This window comes from Paraburkholderia sp. GAS334, assembly GCF_050436625.1.
GTDB lineage: Bacteria > Pseudomonadota > Gammaproteobacteria > Burkholderiales > Burkholderiaceae > Paraburkholderia.
In genome coordinates, this window is record NZ_JBNDMO010000003.1 from 200537 (window position 1) to 224574 (window position 24038).

At 60.3% G+C, this 24038-nt stretch carries 21 protein-coding genes; 10 read left to right on the forward strand and 11 right to left on the reverse strand.

The window, feature by feature from the left end; genetic code table 11:
• Positions 1–100 precede the first annotated feature (100 nt).
• The 5 genes from P3T21_RS07810 (at position 101) to P3T21_RS07830 (ending at position 4518) form a co-directional block, all read left to right on the forward strand.
• The gene (locus P3T21_RS07810; protein ID WP_429255346.1) at positions 101–580 is read left to right on the forward strand and encodes a carboxymuconolactone decarboxylase family protein; all 480 of its coding nucleotides are present in this window, start codon (positions 101–103) and stop codon (positions 578–580) included.
• A 62-nt stretch (positions 581–642) separates the two neighbouring features.
• A complete protein-coding gene (locus P3T21_RS07815) occupies positions 643–1050 on the forward strand; it encodes a cupin domain-containing protein (protein WP_429255347.1) in 408 nt (135 codons plus the stop codon).
• A 99-nt stretch (positions 1051–1149) separates the two neighbouring features.
• Positions 1150–1479 (forward strand): DUF4148 domain-containing protein, encoded by a 330-nt coding sequence (locus P3T21_RS07820; protein WP_429255348.1) that lies wholly within the window; start codon positions 1150–1152, stop codon positions 1477–1479.
• Between the two features lie 165 nt (positions 1480–1644).
• Positions 1645–2853, forward strand: a complete 1209-nt coding sequence (locus P3T21_RS07825; protein ID WP_429255349.1) for an NAD(P)/FAD-dependent oxidoreductase — start codon at positions 1645–1647, stop codon at positions 2851–2853.
• A gap of 627 nt (positions 2854–3480) precedes the next feature.
• A complete protein-coding gene (locus tag P3T21_RS07830) occupies positions 3481–4518 on the forward strand; it encodes a LysR family transcriptional regulator (RefSeq protein WP_429255350.1) in 1038 nt (345 codons plus the stop codon).
• Positions 4519–4581: 63 nt separating this feature from the next.
• On the opposite strand, the gene P3T21_RS07835 is transcribed toward P3T21_RS07830, so the two are convergent.
• Together P3T21_RS07835 and P3T21_RS07840 are read right to left on the reverse strand one after the other, a co-directional pair.
• Positions 4582–5571, reverse strand: a complete 990-nt coding sequence (locus P3T21_RS07835) for an alpha/beta fold hydrolase (protein WP_429255351.1) — start codon at positions 5569–5571, stop codon at positions 4582–4584.
• Between the two features lie 111 nt (positions 5572–5682).
• On the reverse strand, positions 5683–6285 hold the full coding sequence (locus P3T21_RS07840) for a TetR family transcriptional regulator C-terminal domain-containing protein (protein ID WP_429255352.1): 603 nt from the start codon (positions 6283–6285) through the stop codon (positions 5683–5685).
• Positions 6286–7241: 956 nt separating this feature from the next.
• On the opposite strand from P3T21_RS07840, the gene P3T21_RS07845 reads away from it, so the two are divergent.
• A complete protein-coding gene (locus P3T21_RS07845; protein ID WP_429255353.1) occupies positions 7242–9011 on the forward strand; it encodes a glycosyltransferase family 39 protein in 1770 nt (589 codons plus the stop codon).
• A gap of 203 nt (positions 9012–9214) precedes the next feature.
• Here the strand turns inward: P3T21_RS07845 and P3T21_RS07850 are convergent, their stop codons facing one another.
• The 7 genes from P3T21_RS07850 to P3T21_RS07880 all read right to left on the reverse strand — a co-directional run bounded on the left by P3T21_RS07850 (position 9215) and on the right by P3T21_RS07880 (position 16214).
• Positions 9215–11125 carry a hypothetical protein gene (locus P3T21_RS07850; protein WP_429255354.1) on the reverse strand — a complete coding sequence of 637 codons (1911 nt, stop codon included), beginning with the start codon at positions 11123–11125 and terminating at the stop codon, positions 9215–9217.
• 7 nt (positions 11126–11132) lie between these two features.
• Positions 11133–11963 carry a glycosyltransferase family 2 protein gene (locus P3T21_RS07855; RefSeq protein ID WP_429255355.1) on the reverse strand — a complete coding sequence of 277 codons (831 nt, stop codon included), beginning with the start codon at positions 11961–11963 and terminating at the stop codon, positions 11133–11135.
• Positions 11964–12031: 68 nt separating this feature from the next.
• Positions 12032–12400, reverse strand: coding sequence for a multidrug transporter (locus P3T21_RS07860; RefSeq protein WP_429255356.1), 369 nt, complete (start codon positions 12398–12400; stop codon positions 12032–12034).
• Positions 12397–13233: a sugar phosphate isomerase/epimerase family protein gene (locus tag P3T21_RS07865; protein WP_429255357.1), complete on the reverse strand. Its 837-nt coding sequence runs from the start codon at positions 13231–13233 to the stop codon at positions 12397–12399. The genes P3T21_RS07860 and P3T21_RS07865 overlap by 4 nt, the downstream gene beginning before the upstream one ends.
• Complete coding sequence (locus P3T21_RS07870; protein ID WP_429255358.1) at positions 13230–14024, reverse strand: pyridine nucleotide transhydrogenase; 795 nt, start codon at positions 14022–14024, stop codon at positions 13230–13232. Before P3T21_RS07870 ends, P3T21_RS07865 begins: the two co-directional genes overlap by 4 nt.
• Positions 14017–15189 carry an FAD-dependent oxidoreductase gene (locus P3T21_RS07875; RefSeq protein ID WP_429255359.1) on the reverse strand — a complete coding sequence of 391 codons (1173 nt, stop codon included), beginning with the start codon at positions 15187–15189 and terminating at the stop codon, positions 14017–14019. Before P3T21_RS07875 ends, P3T21_RS07870 begins: the two co-directional genes overlap by 8 nt.
• The gene (locus tag P3T21_RS07880) at positions 15189–16214 is read right to left on the reverse strand and encodes a glycosyltransferase (protein WP_429255360.1); all 1026 of its coding nucleotides are present in this window, start codon (positions 16212–16214) and stop codon (positions 15189–15191) included. Before P3T21_RS07880 ends, P3T21_RS07875 begins: the two co-directional genes overlap by 1 nt.
• Positions 16215–16884: 670 nt before the next feature.
• Between P3T21_RS07880 and P3T21_RS07885 the strand changes: the two genes are divergently transcribed.
• A complete protein-coding gene (locus P3T21_RS07885; protein WP_429255361.1) occupies positions 16885–17715 on the forward strand; it encodes a mechanosensitive ion channel family protein in 831 nt (276 codons plus the stop codon).
• An 84-nt stretch (positions 17716–17799) separates the two neighbouring features.
• Here P3T21_RS07885 and P3T21_RS07890 read toward each other — a convergent pair whose 3' ends face one another.
• Entirely contained in the window at positions 17800–18486 is a 687-nt protein-coding gene (locus P3T21_RS07890) for a DedA family protein (RefSeq protein WP_429255362.1), read from the reverse strand.
• 197 nt (positions 18487–18683) lie between these two features.
• Here P3T21_RS07890 and mutL point away from each other — a divergent pair, with 197 nt between their 5' ends.
• Positions 18684–20717 (forward strand): DNA mismatch repair endonuclease MutL, encoded by a 2034-nt coding sequence (gene mutL, locus P3T21_RS07895; RefSeq protein WP_429255363.1) that lies wholly within the window; start codon positions 18684–18686, stop codon positions 20715–20717.
• 43 nt (positions 20718–20760) lie between these two features.
• Positions 20761–21726, forward strand: a complete 966-nt coding sequence (gene miaA, locus P3T21_RS07900) for a tRNA (adenosine(37)-N6)-dimethylallyltransferase MiaA (RefSeq protein ID WP_429255364.1) — start codon at positions 20761–20763, stop codon at positions 21724–21726.
• An 81-nt stretch (positions 21727–21807) separates the two neighbouring features.
• On the opposite strand, the gene purM is transcribed toward miaA, so the two are convergent.
• Positions 21808–22863, reverse strand: coding sequence for a phosphoribosylformylglycinamidine cyclo-ligase (gene purM, locus P3T21_RS07905; RefSeq protein ID WP_429255365.1), 1056 nt, complete (start codon positions 22861–22863; stop codon positions 21808–21810).
• 95 nt (positions 22864–22958) lie between these two features.
• Between purM and P3T21_RS07910 the strand changes: the two genes are divergently transcribed.
• Positions 22959–24032, forward strand: a complete 1074-nt coding sequence (locus tag P3T21_RS07910; protein WP_429255366.1) for an AI-2E family transporter — start codon at positions 22959–22961, stop codon at positions 24030–24032.
• The last annotated feature ends 6 nt before the right edge of the window (positions 24033–24038 follow it).

Consider the following 24038-nt stretch of genomic DNA (forward strand, 5'->3'; position numbering starts at 1 on the left):
CGCGCTACGCCGCGTCCACCTACGATGACTTCGTGCGGCGCGTTGCCGCTAACGACATCTGCTAAGCGTGGATGTTCACCGTCGTCGCCAGGAGGGATCCATGACGCAGCGTATCAACTACATTCAGCAATCGCCGGAGCTGTTCAAGAAGTTCCTTGAATTCAGCAATCGGCTGAAGGACAGCGGCATTGAAGAATCGATCCGGGACCTCGTGTCGATCCGGGCGTCGCAGATCAATGGCTGTGGCTTTTGCGTCGACATGCACGTGAAGGAAGCGCGCATGCACGGCGAGCGCGAACTGCGCCTCCATCATCTCGCGATCTGGCGCGAATCGACGCTCTTCGCGCCGCGCGAGCGCGCCGCACTCGCGTGGACTGAAGCTCTGACCACGCTTCCCGAGCATGGCGTGCCCGACGATATCTACGAACGCGTGCGTACCCAGTTCTCCGAGAAGGAACTGTCTGACCTGACGTTCGAGGTGATGGCCATCAACGGTTGGAACCGCGCGAACGTTGCGTTCAGGACCGTGCCGGGTTCGGCCGACAAGGCATTCGGCCTCGACAAGGCGAACCTCGCCTGAACAGTCCAGTTCTTTCGTTCTTCTTCATCTTCGTCCCGCGCGTGCGGGCCGCGTTATCTGGAATGCACACCATGAAGAACACCGCAATCGCAATGCTCGTCGCCGCAGGCGCGCTTATCGGCGTGGCTCGCGCCGCGGCTCCCGAAGCCGTCGTGACCCCGCTGATGACAAAGCCGCTGGACGATTATCCGGGCAAGGAAGCCCTGATGATCACCGTGACCTATCCGCCGGGTTCCGTCGATCCCGTCCATCGGCATCATGCACACGCCTTTGTCTATGTGCTGGAGGGATCGATCGTGATGCAGGTCAAGGGCGGCAAGGAAGTCACGCTGACGCCTGGACAGACCTTCTATGAAGGTCCGAACGATGTACACACGGTCGGGCGCAACGCGAGCCAGACTAAACCCGCGAAGTTCATCGTGCTTCTTTTGAAGGACAAGGGGGCGCCCGTTCTCGTGCCGGAGAAGTAGGCACATTCGTGCAGCGACGCTTTGGTTTTGCTTTTCATTGCGCAGTACCGTACGACGCGTTTGAGTGAAACAAACTCTAATCATTTTGGCGTCCGAATTATGAGACAAAAGATCTATGCAGCACTCGTCGCAGCCGTTCTGAGTATTCCTGTTGTTGCGTCCGCCCAGCAATCGAACGCTGACCTCACGCGCGCCCGAGTACGTGCGGAACTGGTTCAGCTCGAAAAGGCTGGCGACAATCCAACGCGCCGCAACGATCCGAACTACCCGGCCGACATACAGGCCGCCACAGCCCGGCTGCAGGCAACCAATAGCGTTACGCAAAACGCCACAACCTCGGGTTACGGAGGCACTGCGGACGGATCCTCACAGGCAGGCACGAGCACCATGGCACGCCTCGTGGAGCGTCCAGTCTATTCCGGTCATTGACCGCGCAGCCGGGCGGTGTCGACCGTGGACAACATCGTGTGAAGTTGTTCGTTCGTCGATCGGTTTCGCTCAGTTATTTCGAAACTGGATTGAGGCAAGGGACCGGTTGTTATGAGTTCGGTGCTTGCCGTCGACTTCGTAAGTCTCTAACCGAAGGCAATAATCATGTCGCAGAAGATCTTGATAGTGGGTGCCGGCTTTGCCGGAGTGTGGGGTGCACTAGGGGCAGCTCGCGTGCTCGATGGTGCTGGTATAAGGAACAGTGACGTTGAAATCACCTTGATCTCGCCGAAACCGGAATTGCAGATCCGCCCGCGGCTGTACGAAAGCGAGCCACGGCGGATGGCTGCACCGCTGCGGCCGCTGCTTGACGCCATTGGCGTGAATTTTCTTGAGGGCTGTGTCGAAGAGATTTCCGTTCATGACAAGACGGTGAGTGTCGTGTCGGCTAAGGGGCTAAAGCGTTCGCTCGCGTACGACCGGCTGTTGTTGACCAGCGGCAGCAAGTTGAACAGGCCGCCGGTTCCGGGTCTGGCGGAGTACGCCTTCTCTGTCGATCGTATTGAGGACGCAGTAGCTCTCGACAACCACTTCGCAAAACTGGCGAAACTGCCGGATTCGCCTGCACGCAACACTGTCGCAGTTGTCGGATGTGGCTTTACGGGTATCGAGGTTGCAACTGAATTGCCTAAGCGAATGCGCGAGTTGTTTGGCGCTGACGCGGCTGTTCGCGTCGTCGTGATCGGATCTCAGGACGATATTGGTCCCGATCTTGGCCCCAATCCTCGGCCGTATGTATCTGAAGCCTTTGACTCGCTGGGCGTTGAGGCAGTACTTGGATCTGGCGTGGTGTCGGTCGATGCGGACGGGGTTCGCACTGCGTCGGGCACCCTTATTGAAGCCAGGACCGTGATCTGGGCGGGCGGCATGCGTGCCAGCTCACTGGCTGCGCAAGTTTCTTCGCGTCTTGATCCGCTGGGACGTGTCGAAGTGGCATTGGATCTTCGCGCGGCAGAAGCACCTGATGTGTTTGTGGCGGGTGATGTGGCGCGCGCGCTGTGCGACGATAACGGGCGCTACGCATTGATGTCCTGTCAGCACGCTATCGTGATGGGGCAATTCGGCGGACACAACGTAGCCGCAGATCTGATCGGTGTCCCGACCCTGGAATATAGACAGCCGTTCTATGCCACTTGCGTCGACCTTGGCGAATGGGGCGCTATCTATTCGGAAGGTTGGGATCGACAGATCAAACTGACGAACGCCGAAGGCAAGGCGCGCAAACAGATGATCAACACGAAGTGGATCTACCCGCCGGCGCCGAATCGTATCGAAGCACTGGCAGCGGGCAACCCGCAAGCGTCCTTCGGCTGACCTGTTGACACCGCCTGAGCTGTTGCGGTGAACATGGCACGTGGCGCCACTTGCAAGAACCGGTGAACCTTACTGCAAGCGGCTTTTCACACGACTACTGCCAGATTTTGCACGATTCAGACGATTACCCCGACGTAGGCTGACTCACAGATATCTCCGCGCAAGGATCCCGTAAAGCAGTAACGCGGCACCTTCAAGACCGTGCTTGCGATGAGCGCGAACAGCCATCAACGGAAGCGCGAGCGCGTGCGTAGACAAACCAAAGTGTGGTTGCGGCTGCACAACGTGCGTTCACATTGATTCATGGGCCGACGATCCCGACGCTTCCATCTACTTCTTCCCCATGCCGCCCCCTTGGCATGGCCTCTGCCCGCGAAATCGCGGGCGCTTTTTTTGGGGGATATCCGCTCGTATGAGCTTCCCAGGCTATTGCAGGTGCGTCACCCTCCGTTCGCAGAATCGCCTTCTCGAGTCGCGAGACTTACTTACCTGTCGTCATGGCGAGCATGGGGTTGCAGCGCATGCAAGCCGCTCGGAGGAAGCAGCAGGAACGCACGTGACGGCAGCAGGGATGCCGCGGTGCACGGGAACCCGGGGCGCGTCGGATTTCTTTTTGGGGGCAGCGAAATGAATCAATCGGACACGTCGGTACGCGGCTTTCGCCTCAGTTTGCCGCACCGCGCTGATGCGCTGTCCACAAGCGTTGCCGTGAGCTATGCGAGCATCATGGCATTCATGGCGGTGGCGAGCGAAGGGAGTTTCGCCAAGGCCGGCGAACGTCTGGGCGTTGGCAGATCGGCCGTGAGCCGGAACGTCCAGAAGCTGGAAACGCAGTTGAGTACGCGGCTGTTTCTACGCACCACGCGCAGCACGCAACTGACGCGCGAAGGCCAGCGCTTCTTTGAGAACTGTCATCAGGGTGTCGCGCACATCGCGGAAGCCGTGAACGACATGCTGGAGCTTCGCCAGGGCCCGCCACGCGGCCTGATCCGCATCAGCTCGACGGTGGGCTTCGGCAGGAAGGTGGTGGCGCCGCTGCTGAAAGAGTTCATGAAGGCCTATCCCGACATCGCCATCGATCTGCTGCTCGACGACCGGCCGACGGACTTTGCCTCCGAGCAGATCGACGTGGCGTTCCGCAATGGGCGCATCGAGGACTCCAGCATCATCGCTAAACAGCTGATTCCGATGCAGATGGCGCTTTGCGCCGCACCATCCTACGTGGAAGCGCACGGCCTGCCGCATACGCTCGAAGATCTATGCCAGCATGAATGCATCAACTTTCGCTTCTCCAGCGGCCGGGTGTTCGAATGGGAGTTCAAGGTCGACGGCCACGTGCGGAAATACCTGCCGACGGCCCGTCTCACGTTCAACGATGCCGACCTGGTCTTGCGTGCAGTTCTACAGGGCTCCGGTATCGCGCAGATGGCCGGCTATCAGATCTGCGATCACATTGCGGCCAATGAGCTCGTCGTGGCGCTGGCCCGGAATGCGCCCGACGACCGCGGGCACTATATCTGCTATCTGAGCCGGCAGCATTTGCCGTCGCGCATTCGCGTCTTCATCGACTTCATGACCGAGCAGATCCGCGCGCTCGATCTGAATTACCTGACCGAGTTCAACGCGGATGACACCGAGACTTCGACCGAGGAGATAGCGGCATGAATCCGGTTTCGTGGCTGCGCACGGCCGGCGCGATTTTCCTGCAGGCGTCGTTTTATAGCCGACTCAGCTCCGGATGAACGCCAACAGGTCCGCGCTGAACTGGTCTTTGTGTGTGTCCGTCAACCCGTGAGGCGCCCCTGGATAGACGATCAGCTTCGAGTTCCTGACCAGCCTTGCCGATGCGCGACCTGCGGCGTCGATGGGTACGATCTGGTCGTCTTCGCCGTGGATGATCAGCGTGGGGATGTCGATTTTCTTCAGATCCTCGGTGAAGTCTGTTTCGGAGAACGCCTTGATCGAGTCATAGGTGTTCTTGTGGCCGCCTTGCATCCCTTGCGTCCACCACGAATCGATCAACCCCTGCGAAGGTTTGGCGCCCGGGCGGTTAAAGCCATAGAACGGACCCGACGGAACATCTTTGTAGAACTGTGACCGGTTCGCGAGTTGAGCGGCACGCAGGCCATCGAATACTTCGATCGGCAGCCCGCCCGGGTTCGCGGCGGTTTTCAGCATCAGCGGCGGCACTGCTGAAACGAGGACGACCTTTGACACGCGGCGCGTGCCGTGCCGGCCAAGATAGCGGGCCACTTCCCCTCCGCCGGTAGAAAAGCCGACAAGGATTACGTCCCTCAGACCGAGGGTCTCGAATACGGTCGCCAGATCGTCGGCATAGGTATCCATTTCGTTGCCGTTCCACGGTTGGCTCGAGCGGCCATGGCCCCGGCGATCGTGGGCAACGGCGCGAAAGCCGTGCGACGCCACCAGCATCATCTGCGATTCCCAGCTATCCGAGCTAAGCGGCCAGCCATGACAGAACACGACCGGGCGGCCGGTGCCCCAATCCTTGTAGTAGAGCTGCGTACCATCCTTCGCTTCGATGTAGCTGCCCGACTGCTGGCCGGGTGATCTGGAGGCAGGCGCTGCTGCCGACGACGCGGCGGCATGAGCCAGACCGGGCAGAAATGATCCGGCCAGTGCGCCAACTGCGGCGGTGCCGCCGATCAACACGTCGCGTCGCGCGGGTTTGTCTGCGAACCTGTTCTTTGTCGCCATAGTGCTGCTCCTTTGTTAAATACTTTGTTGAAAATCAGACCGCCACTCGCGTCCCGTTACGGACGCAAGAATATAATTGACCAGTCGTCTATTAATTGTTGCAAAAAAAATTTAGCGCAACAACTGCTTCAGCGTGATGCGCTGAAATCGATGGCAGGCACTCCCACAGCGTTCCACCTTGCAACGGAGGATTGCTCCTTCCCAGCTCTCGACGATGATCGCCGCGACCTGCATGGGATCCCGGTCCGCAGGCAGCTCTCCCCGCGTCTTCGCTTCTGCCAGACAAGCCGCGATTGAACCTTCCCATCGTTCCAGGATGCGCTTCAGCGTGCTTCGTACTTCAATGCTGGTATTGGACAGCTCCAGCGAGAGGTTGCCTATCAGGCATCCAAGCCTGAACTCGTTCGCTGCGTGGTCCTCGGCAAGCAGTCCGAAAAACTTTTCGATTCGCGCCAACGGCTTGATGCGGGCGTCATACATAACCTCACCGTGCCGACTTTCGATGGACTCCCAATAGGCTTCCAGCACCTCCGCGGCAAAGGTCTCCTTGCTGTCAAAGTAGCTGTAGAACGACCCCTTCGGCACGTCGGCCGCCGCTACAATGTCTTGCACCCCACTCGCGTTGAATCCCATTTCGTGGACAACCCGTCCGCCAGCGGTAAGCAGGCGGGTACGGACTTCTGGGTTGGCGGGTCTTGGCATGTCAGGTTTCACGCTGAATCACAATAAACCGAAATATAGACGACTGGTCGGTTATTGTCAAACGCCTGATGACGCATGCCGCTGTGTTGCTTCCATCACCCGGGCAAATCTCCGCCCTGCGAACACGCCGACGATGACGACAGATCGCCGCAACCCCGCTAGCCCTCCGCACGACGAATCGCGCTATCCGGCCGCAGCTAACATCCGCGTCGCCAACTCGCCCAGCGTGCGCACTTCACTCTCGACCTCCGGCGTCCAGCGTCGGCCATAGTTAAGACGAATGTGACGAGAAAAACCCTCGCTGCGTGAGAAGACACTCCCGGGGGCAATCGCGATGCCATGCGCCTGTGCCATTTCAAACAGTCGCACCGCATCGACACCTTCCGGAAGTGCAAAGCCAGACCGCTACGCTCAATCGCGTAGCAGACTTGATACACAGCCAAAGAGCCCGACCACCTGATACAGACACTGCATCATGGATCAGTCATCTGATCGATTTTTCGCCGCGCACGCAAAGCCGCTGTGTCGCTTTTCAGAAACTCCGTTGACGGTAAAGAATTCGGGGCCACAAAACGTCACGACCGATCGTGCGATATACGCAAACGAATCCATCGAACGCATGTGGTGTAGCGTGGACCGCACTTTGCCAGTGCGAGGCCGCACGCAACAGACCCAGATTGACCGCAAAAAAACCGTATCAGATGCTTTCAATTCGGGGAGAAGGACATTTACAGTTCACTTCGCGATGCGCTTTTCTCCGCACAATTCAGGCCGCCCGTTTCGCGGTAGCCCACCTATGTCTGCTTGCGCACGGAGCGGACTCGACGGCAACTCTAGTATTGACGACTTGAAGTCGGACGAAAGTCCACTACGGGCCAGTTCGTGCCAGGTGTCTTGAAAGGATCATGTAGCGGACGTAGCGGACTAACCAGACGTTGCTGATGCCGGAAACCGCGGAGGTGCCTCATATGGAAAATCTGATCGCGTCGAGGCAATTCTATGGTTCGCGGATCGATTACGCGGCGATAGCCTTGCCCGTCCTGATCTGGGCGATCGCCGTCGCTATCGCCAATCCACTGGGCAATTTTCCACTGCAGGACGACTGGTCGTTTTCGCTTACCGTCCACCATCTGCTCGAGACCGGAGAGTTCCGGCCGGGCGGCTGGACGGCGATGTCGCTGTTCGGACAGACGGTTTGGGGCGCACTGTTCTGCCTCCCGTTCGGCTTTTCGTTCAACGCGTTGAGAGCCTCGACGCTCGTGGCCGGCGCGCTGGTACTCATCGCACTCGCGATGCTTCTGCAGCAGGCTGGGTGCGAGCGTCGCAAGACGGTTGCCGCTACGCTCGTGCTTGCCTTCAACCCGATCTTCTTCGAGCTCAACTCCACGTTCATGACCGACGTGGCCTTCACATCGTTCTGCGCGCTCTCGACGCTGTTCTATTGTCGTTATCTGTCAAAGCGCAGCAGCGTGACGCTGGTGGTCGCGATCCTGTTCGGATGCTGGGCTGTATTGATCAGGCAACTCGGCCTGTTCCTCCCGCTCGCAATGCTGCTGACCCTTCTCCTTGAGAACCGGCGGGACTGGCGTGCAATCGCGCTGTCTGCGATAGCGCTGGTTGCGGGTATCGCATTGCTCAAAGGTTTGAGCGCCTGGCTGGATGCACGCGACGCGATGCCGGTCATGTATCTCGGCAAGACGCCGATAATGAGCCGTCTGTTCCCAGCCTCGACGATCACCCTTGCCGCGATCGGACATCGACTTGGCGAGATATCCTGGCTTTTCCGCGCCGCGCTTGCGCAGACCGGCTGGCTGCTTTTCCCGATACTGGCTCTACGGCTGCCCGGTCTCGTCCGCGACTACCTGCGCCTCTCATGGGGCAAAGCGATATTGATCGGCGCGGCGCTGTGCAGCATTGCGTGGTTCGCGACGTTCGTGATGCAACATCACATCTTTCCATTCAACACCTGGACCACGGTCCGCGAATCCGGGCTCGGTCCAATCTGGTTCTTCGATGCGAGGCCGGGCGCCGATGTCCCCCCACTACCCGCACCGTTCTGGTACTTCGCGACGTTTTTAGGTTCGGTTGGAGGGATCCTGCTTTTGCTCGATATAGCGCTGACCCTCAAGTCGATCGTTACGCGGTATCAGACGAAAACGCAGGACGCCGCTGTCAGCGTCAGGGCGTTTCTACTGCTTTCAGCGTCGATCTACCTGATGACCTGCGTGCTCGGCGGGTTCTACGATCGCTATCTGTTGCCTGCGTTCATGCCGCTGATTGCCCTTGTCACACTCGGTTCTCCGGCGGGGGATGTCATGTGGCCGTCATTCGGACGATCAAGGCTGTCGCAGCTCACGCGACAATCATGGATGTGGCCGCGCACGGCGCTAGCAGTGTCATGTTTTACGCTGATCCTGATGGGCGGCTTCGCGGTCGCCGGCACGCACGACTACATGAGCTGGAACCGCGCAAGATGGCTGCTGGCCGACACGCTGTTACAGCGAGGCATTCCCGTAACGAAGATCGACGGAGGCTACGAATTCAACGGGTTCTATCTGTACGATCCTCGAATCGATCTCGATCAGCCGCAGCCAAAGAGCTGGTGGGTTCACGATAATGAATACATGATCCAGTTCAACCCGATGCCTGGATATCGCGTCATCGACAGCGCAGACGCCGGCGGCTGGCTGCCGCCACTGAGAACCCGACTCCTGGCGCTTCAACGAGAGTCGCCTTGATAAGATGAACCGGGGCCGCTGCTCAACTTCCACGACGTATGCGGGCGACGAGCGGCGAAAAGTGGACGGTGAGCGGCGAGCAGCAGGCGGCGGCCTTCAAGATCACGGCGCAGCTACGTTAGCGTGAGCCCGTGCGGAAAAATCTGCAGGCGAATCAGGCCCTGGCAGACCCGACCACCCTGCTACTCCACCCGCAGCCAGCCTCAGCTAATCGGGCAACCCGGCGTGAACCTTCTCTGCTCGTACGCGTATTCGTACACCACGCACGTCCCGGCAGCGCCCTGCTTCGCGCGGGTCTCCCAGGTGCTCACGCCGCTTCCACCCAGCGACACAATCTCGCCCGACGTATAGACCGCCGGATCCAGATCAAAATAGCGATACTTCTGGTTGGTCAGGTCCGAGACTGAAAAGCGCTGGACGTGCTCGCGACCGTCCGAATCCTTCAGGCGCAATTCGGCAGCGCCGCCATTCATCCCGTCGGCAACATTGAACAGGATACCGATCTTCTTTAGCGCAGCGCGTTCGAAACGTGAGCCCGACGAAATCATGATCGGAATTTCATTCCCCTTCTCAAGCACCCGGCTATGTGTCAGCTGGTAATCGCCATGCGGAAAATAAATACCCTTGTCGCGAGGCAGGATGTCTTTTCTGACGTAATAGGGACCGTCCAGGATATGAGTGTAGTCAGCGTCGAGAATGTTCTGCACGCAGCCGCCGTACGATGACCACGCATACAGATCCCAAACCGTCCACTTGTCGATCAGCATGATCTTGGGACGGTTTTTCCTGATCTCTCCGCAGGTGTCTATTTTTACGCCGAGCCTCGGATTCTCGTTGTATTTCTCCTGCCACGGAAAATAGAAAAAATTCCCCGACGCTGGAAGCCTGTTGGCCACGACGTATTCGTAGTTTCTGACGGTATAGACAATGATCTTGTCGCCAGGCGAAGTGAAAATATCCGACAGCTGGGAAAATTCCGTGGCGAGCGGCACGTTGCCGGCATCCAGTCTTCTTCTGTCCATCGGCAAGATCAGTGAAATCGAGAAGAGGCACACCGCAAACAACGCCAACGCTGACAGGTTAGTGATTCGACCCGTCCGCAATGGCTTGTTGAAAAAAACCATCGGCAGCGCCAGAACGGCGTCAGCGAATGGCGTCGAATAAAACGACGGGCCGCGCGTGAGAATAACGATCAGGGCGCCTGCAAGGCAGACCGTTCGCCACGGCAAATCTCGCTCACGTAATGCAAGACACACCATCGATATGACCGCCGCCACCACCAGAAACCATGATCTGGGGTGAATGGCAACCATGAATATGTTCGTGAACAGATGCAGCGAATCAACCGCGTAGTTATATATCGGAAGAATCTTGAAATTCATGTAGAAATGAAACACCGCATAGCCCCGAAACGAGCCAACGCAGCCAAGGAATACGAGATTCGCAACGACTCCGATTGCCAGCCACAACCATGATTTTCGAAGAAACGGACTTCTCAGCGAGCCAATAAACAGAAGCGCTGCGGTGGGCGCAAACGTGATATTCAGGAAGGGTAGCGACGCAATAAGCAGATTTCCCGCAACCACGGATCGATCCGTCAGCGCCTCCTTCATACAGATCGCGGGCAGCGTGTATTGCGCCAGGATTACGATGATCAGTAATCCTGCGATCGCCTGATACATATACGCGTGGGCGTAAAAAAACCCCGGAAGCAGCCGCAGGATGATGACCGAACACACCACCGTATATAAACCGCGCGTCAGGTTGTCCTTAAGCAGCGGCGAGAAAAAGATCGTAGCCAGCGCAACAAGCTGCAGAAGCGCGATCGGAACGCGATGTGCCGGGACGCCAAAAGATCCGAATTTTTCCAGAATGAGCCCGGACAGGAATGTCAGCGGCCCATGGTGGTTGAAGATGTCCAGATAGAGCGTCCCGCCCGCCGCCATCATCTTGGCGGTCACGATGGTTTCCGACTCGTCTGGATATTGCAGGTAGTTCAGCAGGTTGTACTGATACCGCACAAACAGGATCGCCGATGCCAGGAAAAGCAGAAACCCGGTCAGGCCGATCAGCCTGTTCCGGGGAGCCATTGCGACGAATGAGGAATCGCGCATGGCCGCCCTACCCTCTGGATCTGGAATCGCCGTCGTACCCGCCGAAGCAGGTTCGAAACAGCACCCGAAGGACTGCCAGATTTCCCTTCAGACCATCTATCTTGGTAGGCACCTCGCCCTTCGGATAACGCCGCGCGGTTGGCAATTCAATGCATCGATAGCCCAGCTTTGGAACGCGATAGGACAGGTACGCGAGCAACTCGTAGGTCGTAAAGACATCGCGAAACGGTGCGATTCGCGGGTCGAGCAAAACGCTCCGGCTGTAGGCGCGAAAGCCCTGCGTCGTATCGGTCCATTTGAATCCGGAAAAGAAACTCAACAGCGGAGCGTGGATGACGCGAATGGCAAACTCCCTCGACCTCGGCGTGTTCTCAGCCACACCGCCAGCAATGAAGCGGGAGGCCTGCGCAAAATCGTAGCCCTGCTCGAGCGCGGCTATGAAACGCGGTATCGCGTCCGGGTCATCCTTGTCGTTACCGTCGATGGTGACGACGCCTTCATATCCCTGCTCAAGCGAAAACGCATAGGCACACCGCAACTGGGCGCTCAATTTCCCCGGCCCTGTCTTGACAAGGAGTCCGCTCACGCCGTCACGCTGAAGCGCCTCCAGTTCCAGCGAACCGTCTGTACTACCGCCATCGACGATAAGGACGTCGGCGATACGGCTGATATTCAGCGCCGCCATTCTCGCCAGCAGATTCGTGATTCTCTGGCCTTCGTTAATGACCGGTATCACCACGCAGTAACGATGTTGCCGCCCCGTCCAGTGCGCGACCCGATAGGCGGGAACCTGCCAGCCGGCGTGGGATCCTGCTTCAAGTTCGATTGTCATGCTCATGTTCTGATCTCCGCTCCCCGACAGCAGGCGTCGCGATGCCTGTCGATCTCCAAGACTTATGAAACTGCTCAAGAAACCGTTGAAGCCACCCGGATGGTCACCAACGCCACGCCGGCGACTATCAGCATGATTCCTGCGATCGTGTTCCAGTAGAACGGCTCACGAAAGACGAGTGACGACATCAGCGCGACACTCGCCACCGCCCCACAGGTCAGAAGCGGATGCGCAACGTTGAGCGGCAGCCTGGCCAGCGCCGCCGCATAGAGCAGGAAGGCGGCGCCATACAGCCCGAGCCCCAGCCAGAACGGCCAGTTTCCCAGCGCGACCAGCGGCTCGCTGAGTGACGGGAATTTCCGTGGCGGCATCATCGCCATCTTGACGAGGACGCTCGCGGACGCGTTGGACGCAACGCCGAGTATCAGGATGAGCCATTTCATAAGCTCACCCGGACGTGATCGCTGCGGTAGTGCCGGATCGCGGACGATAACGCGCGAGCCACCGATTCCTGATGCGGCTCCCCCGCAGTCGCAACCATTTCCACGGTGACGATATGCTCGGGAAGATACTTCTTCAGCGCGACGAACACATCGTCATGCGGGCAGGTGCCGTCGCCAAGCGGCAGGAGTTGCGGTTCGCTTGCGTGCACGTGCCCGATGAGATGCGCAAAGCGCGGAAGCACAACGTCGGCCGCCTCGCCGTTGATTGCCATCGCGCCGGTGTCGAGCTGCATCTTCACGGCGGGATGATCGATATCCACGACCACTGCTGCAGTTTCGGCACTCGTCGTCATGAAACTGGCGCCGTAGACCGTCGGGTTGGGCTCAAGACAAATCGTCACGCCAAGCGAGTCCGCGACATCACCCAGACGCCGGAAAAATCCGCGTGCAATATCCCGAACTTCGTCATCGGCGAGTCCGGCGCGATCACGGTTCCGTGGTGAGCCAAACACCAGCCGGTTCGCCCCGAGGCCCGCCCCGACGCGGCTGACCGCCGCCAGATGCTGAAGCATCGCCTCCCGCACATCTGGAGATCCGAAAAGATTGAGCCCGCTTGTCCCGAACAGCAAAGACTGCATGCCGGTCATTTCAATGCCGCGATCGGACCACCAGTGCCTGACGCGCCTGATTGCGTCGTCTGATGCTTCGGCCGGTCGAGGGAAATACTTCATCGGCGCGACATCGATCGCATCGATCTCGAATCGTTCGAGCAGAAGAGCAATCTCTTCGTCTTCCGCGACATCCCACGCGATATTCGAGATCGAGAGCCTCACGCTTCTGCTCCAGAATTCGCCATCGCGAGAAGGCGTCCGGACTGCGCGTATGACCGGATCGCCTGGAATGTTTCCCGTGCGCTGTACGGGTAATGGCCGGTGGCGCCGAACACACGCGCATGCAGGGAGCGCATGTCGTATCGGGCGGGCGCGGTGTCGAGCGCGTGATCGAGTCTCATCCCGAAGCCTTGCAGCGCGACCTCCGCCACACTCACCGGCTCTGCGGTCAGGTGCACCAGCTTGAGACCCGCGGCCTGCGCCAGCTGGAGGTCATGCCACAGATTGACCATCGGGTAAAACTGGAAGACGGCCCGGCTGTCGATCGCGTCGACATTGTTGTGGTTCAACAGGTCGAAGATGACGTTCTTGCGAAGTCCTGGGCCCACGAGGCCAGGCAGACGTGCGGTCAGGTGATTGGGGAACCGGCGCTCAACGAATTTCTCAAGCAGGCGACGATGCAGGCCGTACGCGTGCAGTCCAGCTTCGTCGACCGGCGTGGCTTCATCGACATTCACCGGATTCCTGAACGTATCGACCGTGCTGATCAAAATGAAGGTGCGGCAGTGAATGGTGTCGAGGTGCGCGATCAGCCCTTCGATCTTCATGCAGTCGGCCACGGGTTCGCGGTTAGCCAGCCATTTCTGCGCGGGTGCGCCGGCGCAGATGACGGTATCGAATGTGTGACCGTCGATCTGATCGATATTGCTCGAACGGTATAGCGCATCGAACGACGCCTGCCTGAGAAGCGTACCGCCGACGAACCCTGAAAAGCCGATCAACGCGTTAGCCATAGATCACTCCCGCGTCGGTCTGACACCGGTCCGCTTCAGTTTCGAGCCGTTCCGCATCCAGCTTCTCAAGCACATCGTAAATGTTGTCGATCTTGCCCCCGAGTACGGAAAAGCACCCGGGCAGTTGCGGATGCTTCTCGAACAGGATGGGGCGTCCGTCATCGATTTCGTTCTTCGCGAGAACAGTCTTGACCTCGAACAGCGACTCCACGTGGCGCGCCTGCGACAGTGAAGGGATGTAACGCACGACGTCGCGAAGCATCCGGTCAACACGGCTTTCACGCGGGTACACGCTGAGTCGCTCGTAGGGATCGACGCCGGACTCATCGCTCCAGTTCAGATGCGGGGTGTAACGGACGTGGGACAGCGAATGCAGCCCGCGCGCCGGAAACGGCATCGTCGAGAAAAACGGGCCGTCCATCACCGTGACGCCGATATCCTGAAACCGGGGCGGCACGGCGATCAACGCGATTTCCGCGATTTCCTGTTTCAGATGAGTCTGCGTTCCCGGGTAATCGCCGAGGATCTGATTGAGTCCGCTATACGTGCAGTTGAACACGTAGTGACACGCAATCGATTCGCGCGATCCGTTACCGTGCTGCACGGCGACCGTGAGCGCGGAACCGGACCCACGCGCGACATCGGTGACGCGCGTACCTGTAGTCACCTGCACTCCGCACGCACCCAGTTCGTTCGCAGCCCATGCGGCGAGTCTGCCCGAGTCGAAAGCATATTCTTCGACCAGAAACACGTCTTCAATCAGACGTGATTCAAAGAGCGAGCGGAGCGCGGGCGGCGCAGGGCGGATGTTTGCGTCAATCTCGTGGCAGAAGCGTTCGAACTGTTTCGCGGTCACTTTGGAGTGTTGACGGGCAATGGCGTAGAGCTTGGTGAAATCGCGCTTCACGGCATCCGGCCAGTCGAGCACAAACTTCCGCAGGTTCACCCGGCTTCGATACGCGGTCGTGAAACTGCGCGGGTAGTGATAGCCGTTGTGAATACGCGCCTGGTTGTTGCAGGAGGCGCGTTTCAGAAGCGCGTCTTCGCGTTCGATGAGCGTGACGCGTTTCATCCCTCGCGCTCTCACGAGATACGCGGCGATGGTCGTGCCGTAAAACCCGCCGCCAATGACGACGGCTTCCTGGCCGGTATGTGACGGCGCCATCACGCGGCCCGCTCTGCTGGCTGATTCGCGACGTGCGTGGACCCGGACGCGACTTCCTCGATATTGAGCTTCTCGCGACGCGTCATGCGCTGACTCGTGAATTCGTGGCTGACGTGGTACAGCGGATGCTCGTCAGAGACGCTGTCGACGTGAAGGATGTATTCGCCAAGCACGAGAAGCACCAGCGAGATCAGGAAGAACATGCCCGACTGCTGCAGCGACAGGCTGATCCAGCCCGGCGCGACATCGGTCTTGAACAGGCCGATTGCAACCACGTAGAACGAATAGAGCAGATTGGCAACCGCGCCGAAAACGGAAAGCGAAGTGACAAGCCGCATCGGCGTGCGGGTTGTGGAGACCAGCATGCGCATCGCGAGGTCGACACTTTCTCCGAGGCGCTTCACCCGGAACGCCTTCGATTCCGCCTTGTACTTCAGATTGGCGCGCTTGAATCCGGCCGTCGCGGGCAAATGCCGATAGCTCATTGCCGGCTGACGATGCTGCAGAATGAAATTGACGACCTGCTTGCTCAATACGCGATACGGCGGTGCCTCTCTCGCGAGGTGAATGCCGTTCAGCTTCTCGTAGGACCAGTGAAACGCCGCGCACGCCATTCGATACGTCAGGCTTTGCGGAGGCGCCTGCTCGTTTTGTGCGAACACCACGTCGATCCCGTTGACGGATTTTTCGAGCATGGACGGCAGGAACCCGATGTCGTCAGTCAGCGGGTCGAGCACGGCCACAAAGTCGCCGAGTGCGTTTTCCAGACCAACCCACGACGCCGTATCGATATCGACCGTTTTCGTCAGGACAAATACCTGCAGGTTGGGAAGGCCACGTTCGCTGGTGAGATTGCGGAGCACCGACAGACTGTCGTCACTCGACGCATTGGCGACGACGATCAACTCGTAGTCGCTGACGAGCGAAGAGATGCACGCCGCCGCGTCCGACAGAATCTGTTCGAGATTATCGGACTGCTCGCGCACAACGAATACGACCGACAGAAAGACTGGAAAGAACGGCATCCGAATACCTCTCGAACGTGGGTTCGTCATGTGACGCGTATTGCTTAATTTGTAGTTTCGCGAAGTGGCGCCCGGGCAGAAGCGAGGCGCTCACGCATTCCAGTCATCGCGAGGACGCTCCCATCACTGTCCGCAAACCGCATTAGTCGGTCCCGCGAAACCCGCCGACATAGCTGAATCCTGCATCACCCACGATGCATTGATCTTACGAAACCGATGCGCTTATATTACGAAATCGATGCGTTAATCTTACGGAACCGCCGGATTACCGGCCGTGCGCGACCGAACATTACAAAACGGTTAGGTCGATATGGAAAAACACTGACCCGAGCCGCACCCGGGCAAGGAGCCCGGGAGAATGACCACGAGACCGGTCCCACGCCGCCCGGACGCTGTCCATCCTTGGAATGATCCTTGCGACAGGCCACGCCGTCGCCTATAACTTCCGAAGATTCGCTTCCCCGGATCTGCCCGCCGCTCGCCGCCGGGCATTGTTGTGTGTGTCGCCCAGTACGCGTTTGCTGCCGTCAACAAAATCGTCACAAAAGCAGACATGAACGGATCGCGGCGTTCGGCCGGCTCACTGGTCACGCAAGGCTGGGTTCACGCCGCGGTTGGCTGCTCGAATTGAAACAGGCCGTTCAACACAACCGACTCAAACGAGGACACCGTGGATCTCGAAACCGTACGCGTATTCATCATGACCCGTGGCATCGACTTCGGCACCAAGGTGCTCGGGGCGATCGTGTTGTGGATCATCGGGCGCTGGGTCATTTCGCTCATCACCGGCCTGCTGCGCAAGATCCTGAGCCGCAATGGACGTGTCGATCCAACGCTCGCTCACTACCTCGGCTCGATCCTTGGTGCGTTGCTGAACCTGCTGCTGGTTCTCGCGGTGCTGCAGGTGTTCGGCGTACAGACGACCTCGTTCGCGGCGCTGCTCGCCGGCCTCGGTCTCGCGATCGGTACGGCCTGGGGCGGCCTCCTCGCCCACTTCGCGGCCGGCATCTTCATGCAGATCCTGCGGCCGTTCAAGGTGGGCGACTTCGTGACAGCGGGCGGCGTGACGGGCACCGTCCACGAACTTGGCCTCTTCGGCACGACGATCCTGACGCCGGACAACGTTACGACCATCATCGGCAACAACAAGATTTTCTCCGACACGATCTCGAACTACAGCGCGCTGCCCGTCCGGCGCGTCGAACTGACGGCGAAGATCGCGAACGGCGTCGATCCCATCGACGCAATCAGTCGCCTGAAAGCCTCGGTCACGAAGATTCCGAACGTCGCGGAAACGCCCGCACCGGATGTCGAAGTGCTGTCGTTCACGCCGGAAGGTCCGTTGCTCTGCGTGCGTCCGTATGCGCATACCGACCACTACTGGCAGGTCTATTTCGACACGAACCGCGCGATCGTCGAGACGTTCAAGGAAGCCGGCTATCCGACGCCCGAGATGCCCGTCGTGCTCGCACAGCGTCCTGACGGAACGCCTCGAACGTAAAGTACGTGAGGTCAAAAGGAAAACGGCGTCGCAGACATGTCTGCGACGCCGTTTTTATTCCCGCGGAAGAACCCAGCCGGAACGTTACCGCCCGCCCGGCTTGCGCGCGGCGTCAGCCGGCGTTTCCTTGCGCATCATCTTCCACAGTGCGCCCAGCACGACCGGCACGATCGCCGCACCGATCCCGACCAGCACGATCACGTTCAGATACTGGCGAATGAACGGAATGTTGCCGAAGAAGTAGCCGAGCAGCACGAGCAGCAACACCCACAAGAGCGCGCCGGCGAAATTGAAGATCTGGAAGCGCCGCACGCTCATTTCCGATGCGCCTGCAACGAACGGTGCGAATGTCCGCACGACCGGGATGAAACGCGCGAGAACGATGGTTTTGCCGCCGTGCTTCTCGTAAAAGTTATGCGTCTTTTCAAGCGCTGCGCGATCGAGAAAACGGTCGAGACCTCGTATATGCGTATTGAATACCCTGGGCCCGATCGCACGGCCGATCATGTAGTTGACGGTATTGCCTGACACGGCGGCGACGAGCAGCAGGCCGATCAGCAACGGCAGACTCATTTCGCCCGTCGCGCAGAACGCGCCGCCGATAAACAGCAGCGAATCGCCCGGCAGAAACGGCAGCACCACGAGCCCGGTCTCGCAGAAAACAATCATGAACAGCACGACATACACCCATGTGCCGTACTGGTGAATGAACTCACCAAGAAACTTGTCGATGTGCAAGACAAGATTGAAGAACTGCAGCAGCGTGTCCAAAAGCGTCCCTTATGATCGGATTGCGAGGCCGGACGGTCCGACGGCCCCGTGCGCCGGGCGGCAAAGATGCGCCCGAAGCGGTGAAATTGACCGCGCCATGATACCGAAAGTGCCCGCCGGGCTAAATTAATTGAGTGCGCGCGACCACACTCGGGCGGTGAAACAGGCGGCCGGCGCCAAGTCGCTATAATTTCGGCATGTCCGAATTCTCCGAGAACCCCGTCGAAGCCGCGGCGCCTGCTGCGGCCTCCACGGTTGCGCCCGCGTCTCCTGGCGCCTTCGCCCCGCGCCCGTTGCGCGCGATCCAGCCACTGCCCGACCAGCTGATCAGCCAGATTGCCGCCGGCGAAGTGGTCGAGCGGCCGGCTTCCGTGGTGAAGGAACTGCTGGAGAACGCGCTCGACGCCGGTGCGACAACATTGCGCATCGTGCTCGACGAAGGCGGCGTCAAACGGATTGCAATCACCGACGACGGCTGCGGCATCCCCGAAAACGAACTGCCGCTCGCGCTGCTGCGCCACGCGACGAGCAAGATCCGCTCGCTCGCCGAACTCGAAGCGGTCGCGACGCTCGGGTTTCGCGGCGAAGCGCTGGCGTCGATTGCATCGGTGGCGGAGATGCACATCACGAGCCGCACAGAAAGCGCGCCGCATGCGGTGCGCATCGACGCGCAGACTGGCGCATTGACGCCTGCGGCCGGCACGCGGGGCACGACGATCGAAGTCCGCGAGCTGTATTTCAACACACCCGCGCGACGCAAATTCCTGAAGAGCGAACAGACCGAACTCGGCCACTGCCTGGAGATGATCCGGCGCTCGGCGCTGGCGCGGCCGGACGTCGCGATCTCGGTGCTGCATAACGGCCGTGCCGTCGAGCACTGGAACGCGACCGATCCGGCGACGCGCGTCTCGAAGATCCTCGGCGAAACGTTCGCGACGGCGCATCTGCCGCTGGACGAATCGGCTGGGGCGCTTGCCGTTTATGGCTGCGCCGGTCTGCCGACCGCGAGCCGCGGCCGCGCGGATCAGCAGTATTTCTTCGTCAACGGCCGTTTCGTGCGCGACAAGCTGCTGACGCACGCTGTGCGCGCCGCGTATGAAGACGTGCTGCACGGTGACCGTTATCCGTCGTACGTGCTGTTTCTGGATCTGCCGCCCGAAGCCGTCGACGTCAATGTGCATCCGTCGAAGATCGAAGTGCGGTTCCGCGATTCGCGATCGATTCACCAGTTTGTGTTTCACGCCGTGCAGCGTTCGCTGGCGCGACATGCAGGCGCTTCGCCGGAGACGACAGCAGGCGGCCATGCCGCGCACATCGCACCGATGCTGATGCCAACGCCGAATCCGGCTTCGTTCGGCTCGACGCCGCCGGGTGGCGGCTTCTCAGGCGACGCCGGCAACATGTGGCTGCGTCAGGCGCGGATGACGCAGGGCACGTTGCCGGTTGCACAACCGCTCGCGCTGTATGACGCGCTCTTCGGACGCAAGGACACAGGCGCCGGCACCGCATCGGGAACGACGGCGCTCGAAGCACGCGACGTCGACGGCAATGGGATGTCAGCCTTCGCGGGAGCGCCTTCCACGTTTCCTTCGGGCTTCGCGCCCACTGGATCACAGGGGTTCGCACCGGCCTTCGACGGCAACGACGGGCAGCCACTCGGCTTCGCTTTAGGCCAGATCCACGGCATCTACGTGCTGGCGCAGAACGCGCACGGCCTTGTGATCGTCGATATGCACGCCGCGCACGAGCGCATCCTGTACGAGCAGTTCAAGAACGCGTTGTCCGACCGGACGATTGCGGTGCAGCCACTGCTCATTCCACTCTCGATGCAGGCCGATCCCGTCGAAATCGGCACGGTCGAGGAAGAGCGCGCGACGCTCGACGCGCTCGGCTTCGATCTCGCTGTGCTGTCACCGAACACGCTCGCAATCCGCGCCGTGCCCGCGTTGCTGAAAGATGCCGATCTGCAGGCGCTGGCGCGTGCGGTGCTCGCCGATCTGCACGCATTTGGCGGCTCGCGCGTGCTGACCGAGCGTCAGCACGAACTGCTGGGCACGCTAGCGTGCCATCACGCGGTGCGCGCGAACCGGCGTCTCACACTCGATGAAATGAATGCGCTGCTGCGCCAGATGGAAGCAACCGAACGCGCGGATCAGTGCAATCACGGCCGTCCGACGTGGTATCAGCTGACGCTGTCCGACCTCGACCGCCTCTTCATGCGCGGTCAATGAGCGTGCAGTTCCTCACTTGCCTGCCCGCGCAATGCGCACGCTCATGACGTCACAGGAAGCCACGCCGGTCGCCTGCCTGCTCGGCCCGACGGCGTCCGGCAAGACGGCCGCTGCGCTGGCTTTTGCCGCGCGGCACCCGGTCGAGATCATCAGCGTCGACTCGGCGCTCGTCTATCGCGAGATGGATATCGGCACGGCCAAACCCACCGCTGAAGAGCGCGCGCTGGCGCCGCATCATCTGATCGACATCGTCGACCCTGCCGACGCCTATTCGGCCGCGGATTTTCGTGCGGACACGTTGCGGCTCGTCGGCGAAATCGTCGCGCGTGGACGGGTGCCATTGCTGGTCGGCGGCACGATGCTGTACTACAAGGCACTGACGCAAGGCCTGAACGATCTGCCCGCCGCCGATCCAGACGTGCGCGCGACGCTCGACGCCGATGCCGCCCGCGACGGCTGGCCCGCGCTCCACGCGCGGCTCGCGACGGTCGATCCGGTGACAGCGGCGCGGCTCGCACCGAATGACTCGCAGCGCATCCAGCGCGCGCTCGAAGTGTTCCTGCTGTCGGGTCAGCCGATGTCGACGCTGCTGGAAGCGCCAGCGCGCATCGACGAAGCCGCACGGCCATGGCGATTCACGCCGATTGCGCTGGAACCTTCGGATCGAAGCGTGCTGCATGCGCGCATCGAGAAGCGCTTCGATGCGATGCTTGCGGCGGGTTTAGTCGATGAAGTGCGGCGTCTGCGCGCCCGTGACGACCTGCATCCGGGATTGCCGTCGATGCGATGCGTCGGCTACCGGCAGGTCTGGGCGTATCTCGATGGCCTGACCGACTACGACACCATGCGCGACAAGGGCGTGTTCGCGACGCGCCAGTTGTGCAAACGCCAGTTGACCTGGTTACGCGCGATGCCAGAGCGAACGGTGATCGACTGCTGCGCACCCGACTCCACCCACCAGGCGCTTCGCGCCATCGAAAACGTGCTCGTTCATCCGGCCTCGCAATAACGCACATCGCGCCCAATAAAAAAGCCGCCTGATGCAAATCAGACGGCTTCCTTTATAGCGCGCAAATCAGGATCAGGGCACTCAGACCACGACGGTCTGCGCCTCGCCTTCCTTGCTCTGACGCACGGTGCCGATCTTCCATACCTGCTCACCTGCTGCCGACAACAGGCCGATCGCCTGTTCGGCATCGTCAGCCGAAACGATCACGGCCATCCCGATCCCGCAGTTGAATACGCGATGCATTTCCGCATCGGCCACACCGCCGTGCTTCTGCAGCCAGCCAAACAGCGGCGGCAGCGGCCACGCGCGATGATCCAGCTCGGCCGTGAGGCCTTCGCGCAGCACGCGCGGAATGTTCTCGACCAGCCCACCGCCCGTGATGTGCGCCATGCCCTTAACGGCCATGGTCTGCATCAGCGAGAGCAGCGGCTTTACGTAGATGTGCGTCGGCGCCATCAGCGCGTCGGCGAGCGAACGGCCGTCGAAATCGGCGTTCAGATCCGGGTTCGCGCGCTCGATGATCTTGCGCACCAGCGAGAAGCCGTTCGAATGGATGCCGCTCGATGCCAGGCCTAGCACCACGTCGCCCGGGGCGATCGTGCTGCCGTCGATGATCTTGCTCTTTTCGACCGCACCGACCGCGAAACCGGCCAGGTCGTACTCGCCGTCCGGATACATGCCGGGCATTTCCGCCGTTTCACCGCCGATCAAGGCGCAGCCCGCCAGCTCGCAACCCTGGGCAATGCCCTTCACGACCGTCGAAGCGGTACCGACGTCCAGCTTGCCGCACGCGAAGTAATCGAGGAAGAACAGCGGCTCGGCGCCCTGCACCAGGATGTCGTTGACGCTCATCGCGACCAGATCCTGGCCGACGGTGTCATGTTTGTTCAGCTGAAAGGCCAGCTTGAGCTTCGTGCCGACGCCGTCCGTGCCCGAAACGAGCACCGGCTCCTTATACTTTTTCGGCACTTCGAACAACGCACCGAAACCACCGATGCCGCCCAGCACGCCGTCGCGCAAGGTCTTTTTGGCAAAGGGCTTGATCGCGTCGACAAGGGCGTCGCCCGCGTCGATGTCCACGCCGGCGTCGCGATACGACAGGCCTTGGGCGTCAGGGGCGGATTTCGGTTGATTCATGGGGAAGAGCGAGAAGGTCGGTAAAATGCGATTTTACCCGATGCCGGCCGTCTGGCTGGAATTCATCCGTTCGGACGATCCCTGGAAATCCCACCTTGCAGCAAAATTCACCGATTCTCACGCCGTATCAGCGTCAGGCCTTTATCTGGGTCGCCATTGCGCTCGGGCTGGGCATCCTGCTGTGGCTGTTGAGTCCGGTCCTCACGCCGTTCCTCCTCGGCGCGATCCTTGCATACATCCTGCAGCCGGGCGTCGCGTGGCTTGTACGCCGGCGCGTGCCGCGCAGCCTCGCCGCGCTGCTGATGATCCTGATCTTCGTGCTGCTGATGACGGCGCTCGTGCTGCTCGTGCTGATTGTCGTGCAGAAGGAAGGGCCGCAGCTGAAGCAGCAGGTGCCGCGCTTTTTCTCTCACGCGCATGACTGGCTGCAACCTAAAGTCGCGCTCCTCGGCATCGCCGATACGCTCGATTTCGCGAGCGTCCGCGACCTGGTGATGGGCCAGCTCGAAGGCAGCGCGCAGACGGTCGCGGTTTACGCCTGGACGTCGATCCGCACAAGCAGCAACGTGATGTTCACGGTGATCGGCAACCTCGTGATGGTGCCGCTCGTGCTGTTCTATCTGCTGTACGACTGGAACGCGATGCTCGCGCGCGTGCAACTCGTTATCCCGCGCCGCTGGTACGACAAGACGATGCAGCTCGCCACCGACATGGACCGCATGCTCTCGCAGTACCTGCGCGGCCAGTTGCTCGTGATGGGCGTGCTGGCCGTGTACTATGCGGTCGCACTGTTCATCGCAGGATTCGAGATCGCGCTGCCTGTCGGCATCTTCACCGGTCTCGCGGTATTTATCCCGTATATCGGCTTTGCGACCGGCCTGATTCTCGCGCTCGTCGCCGCTACGCTGCAGTTCGGCGACTGGTACGGCTTCGGCGCGGTGGCCGTCGCGTACGGCTTCGGGCAGATTCTCGAAAGCTTTTTTCTGACGCCGCGGCTCGTCGGCGAGCGCATCGGCATGCACCCGCTCGCAGTGATCTTCGCACTGCTCGCGTTCGGCCAGCTGTTTGGATTTTTCGGCGTGCTGCTTGCACTGCCTGTCAGTGCGATGCTGTCGGTCGCGCTGCGCGAAATGCGCGCCGGCTATCTGGCCAGCGCGCTTTACAAGTAACTGACT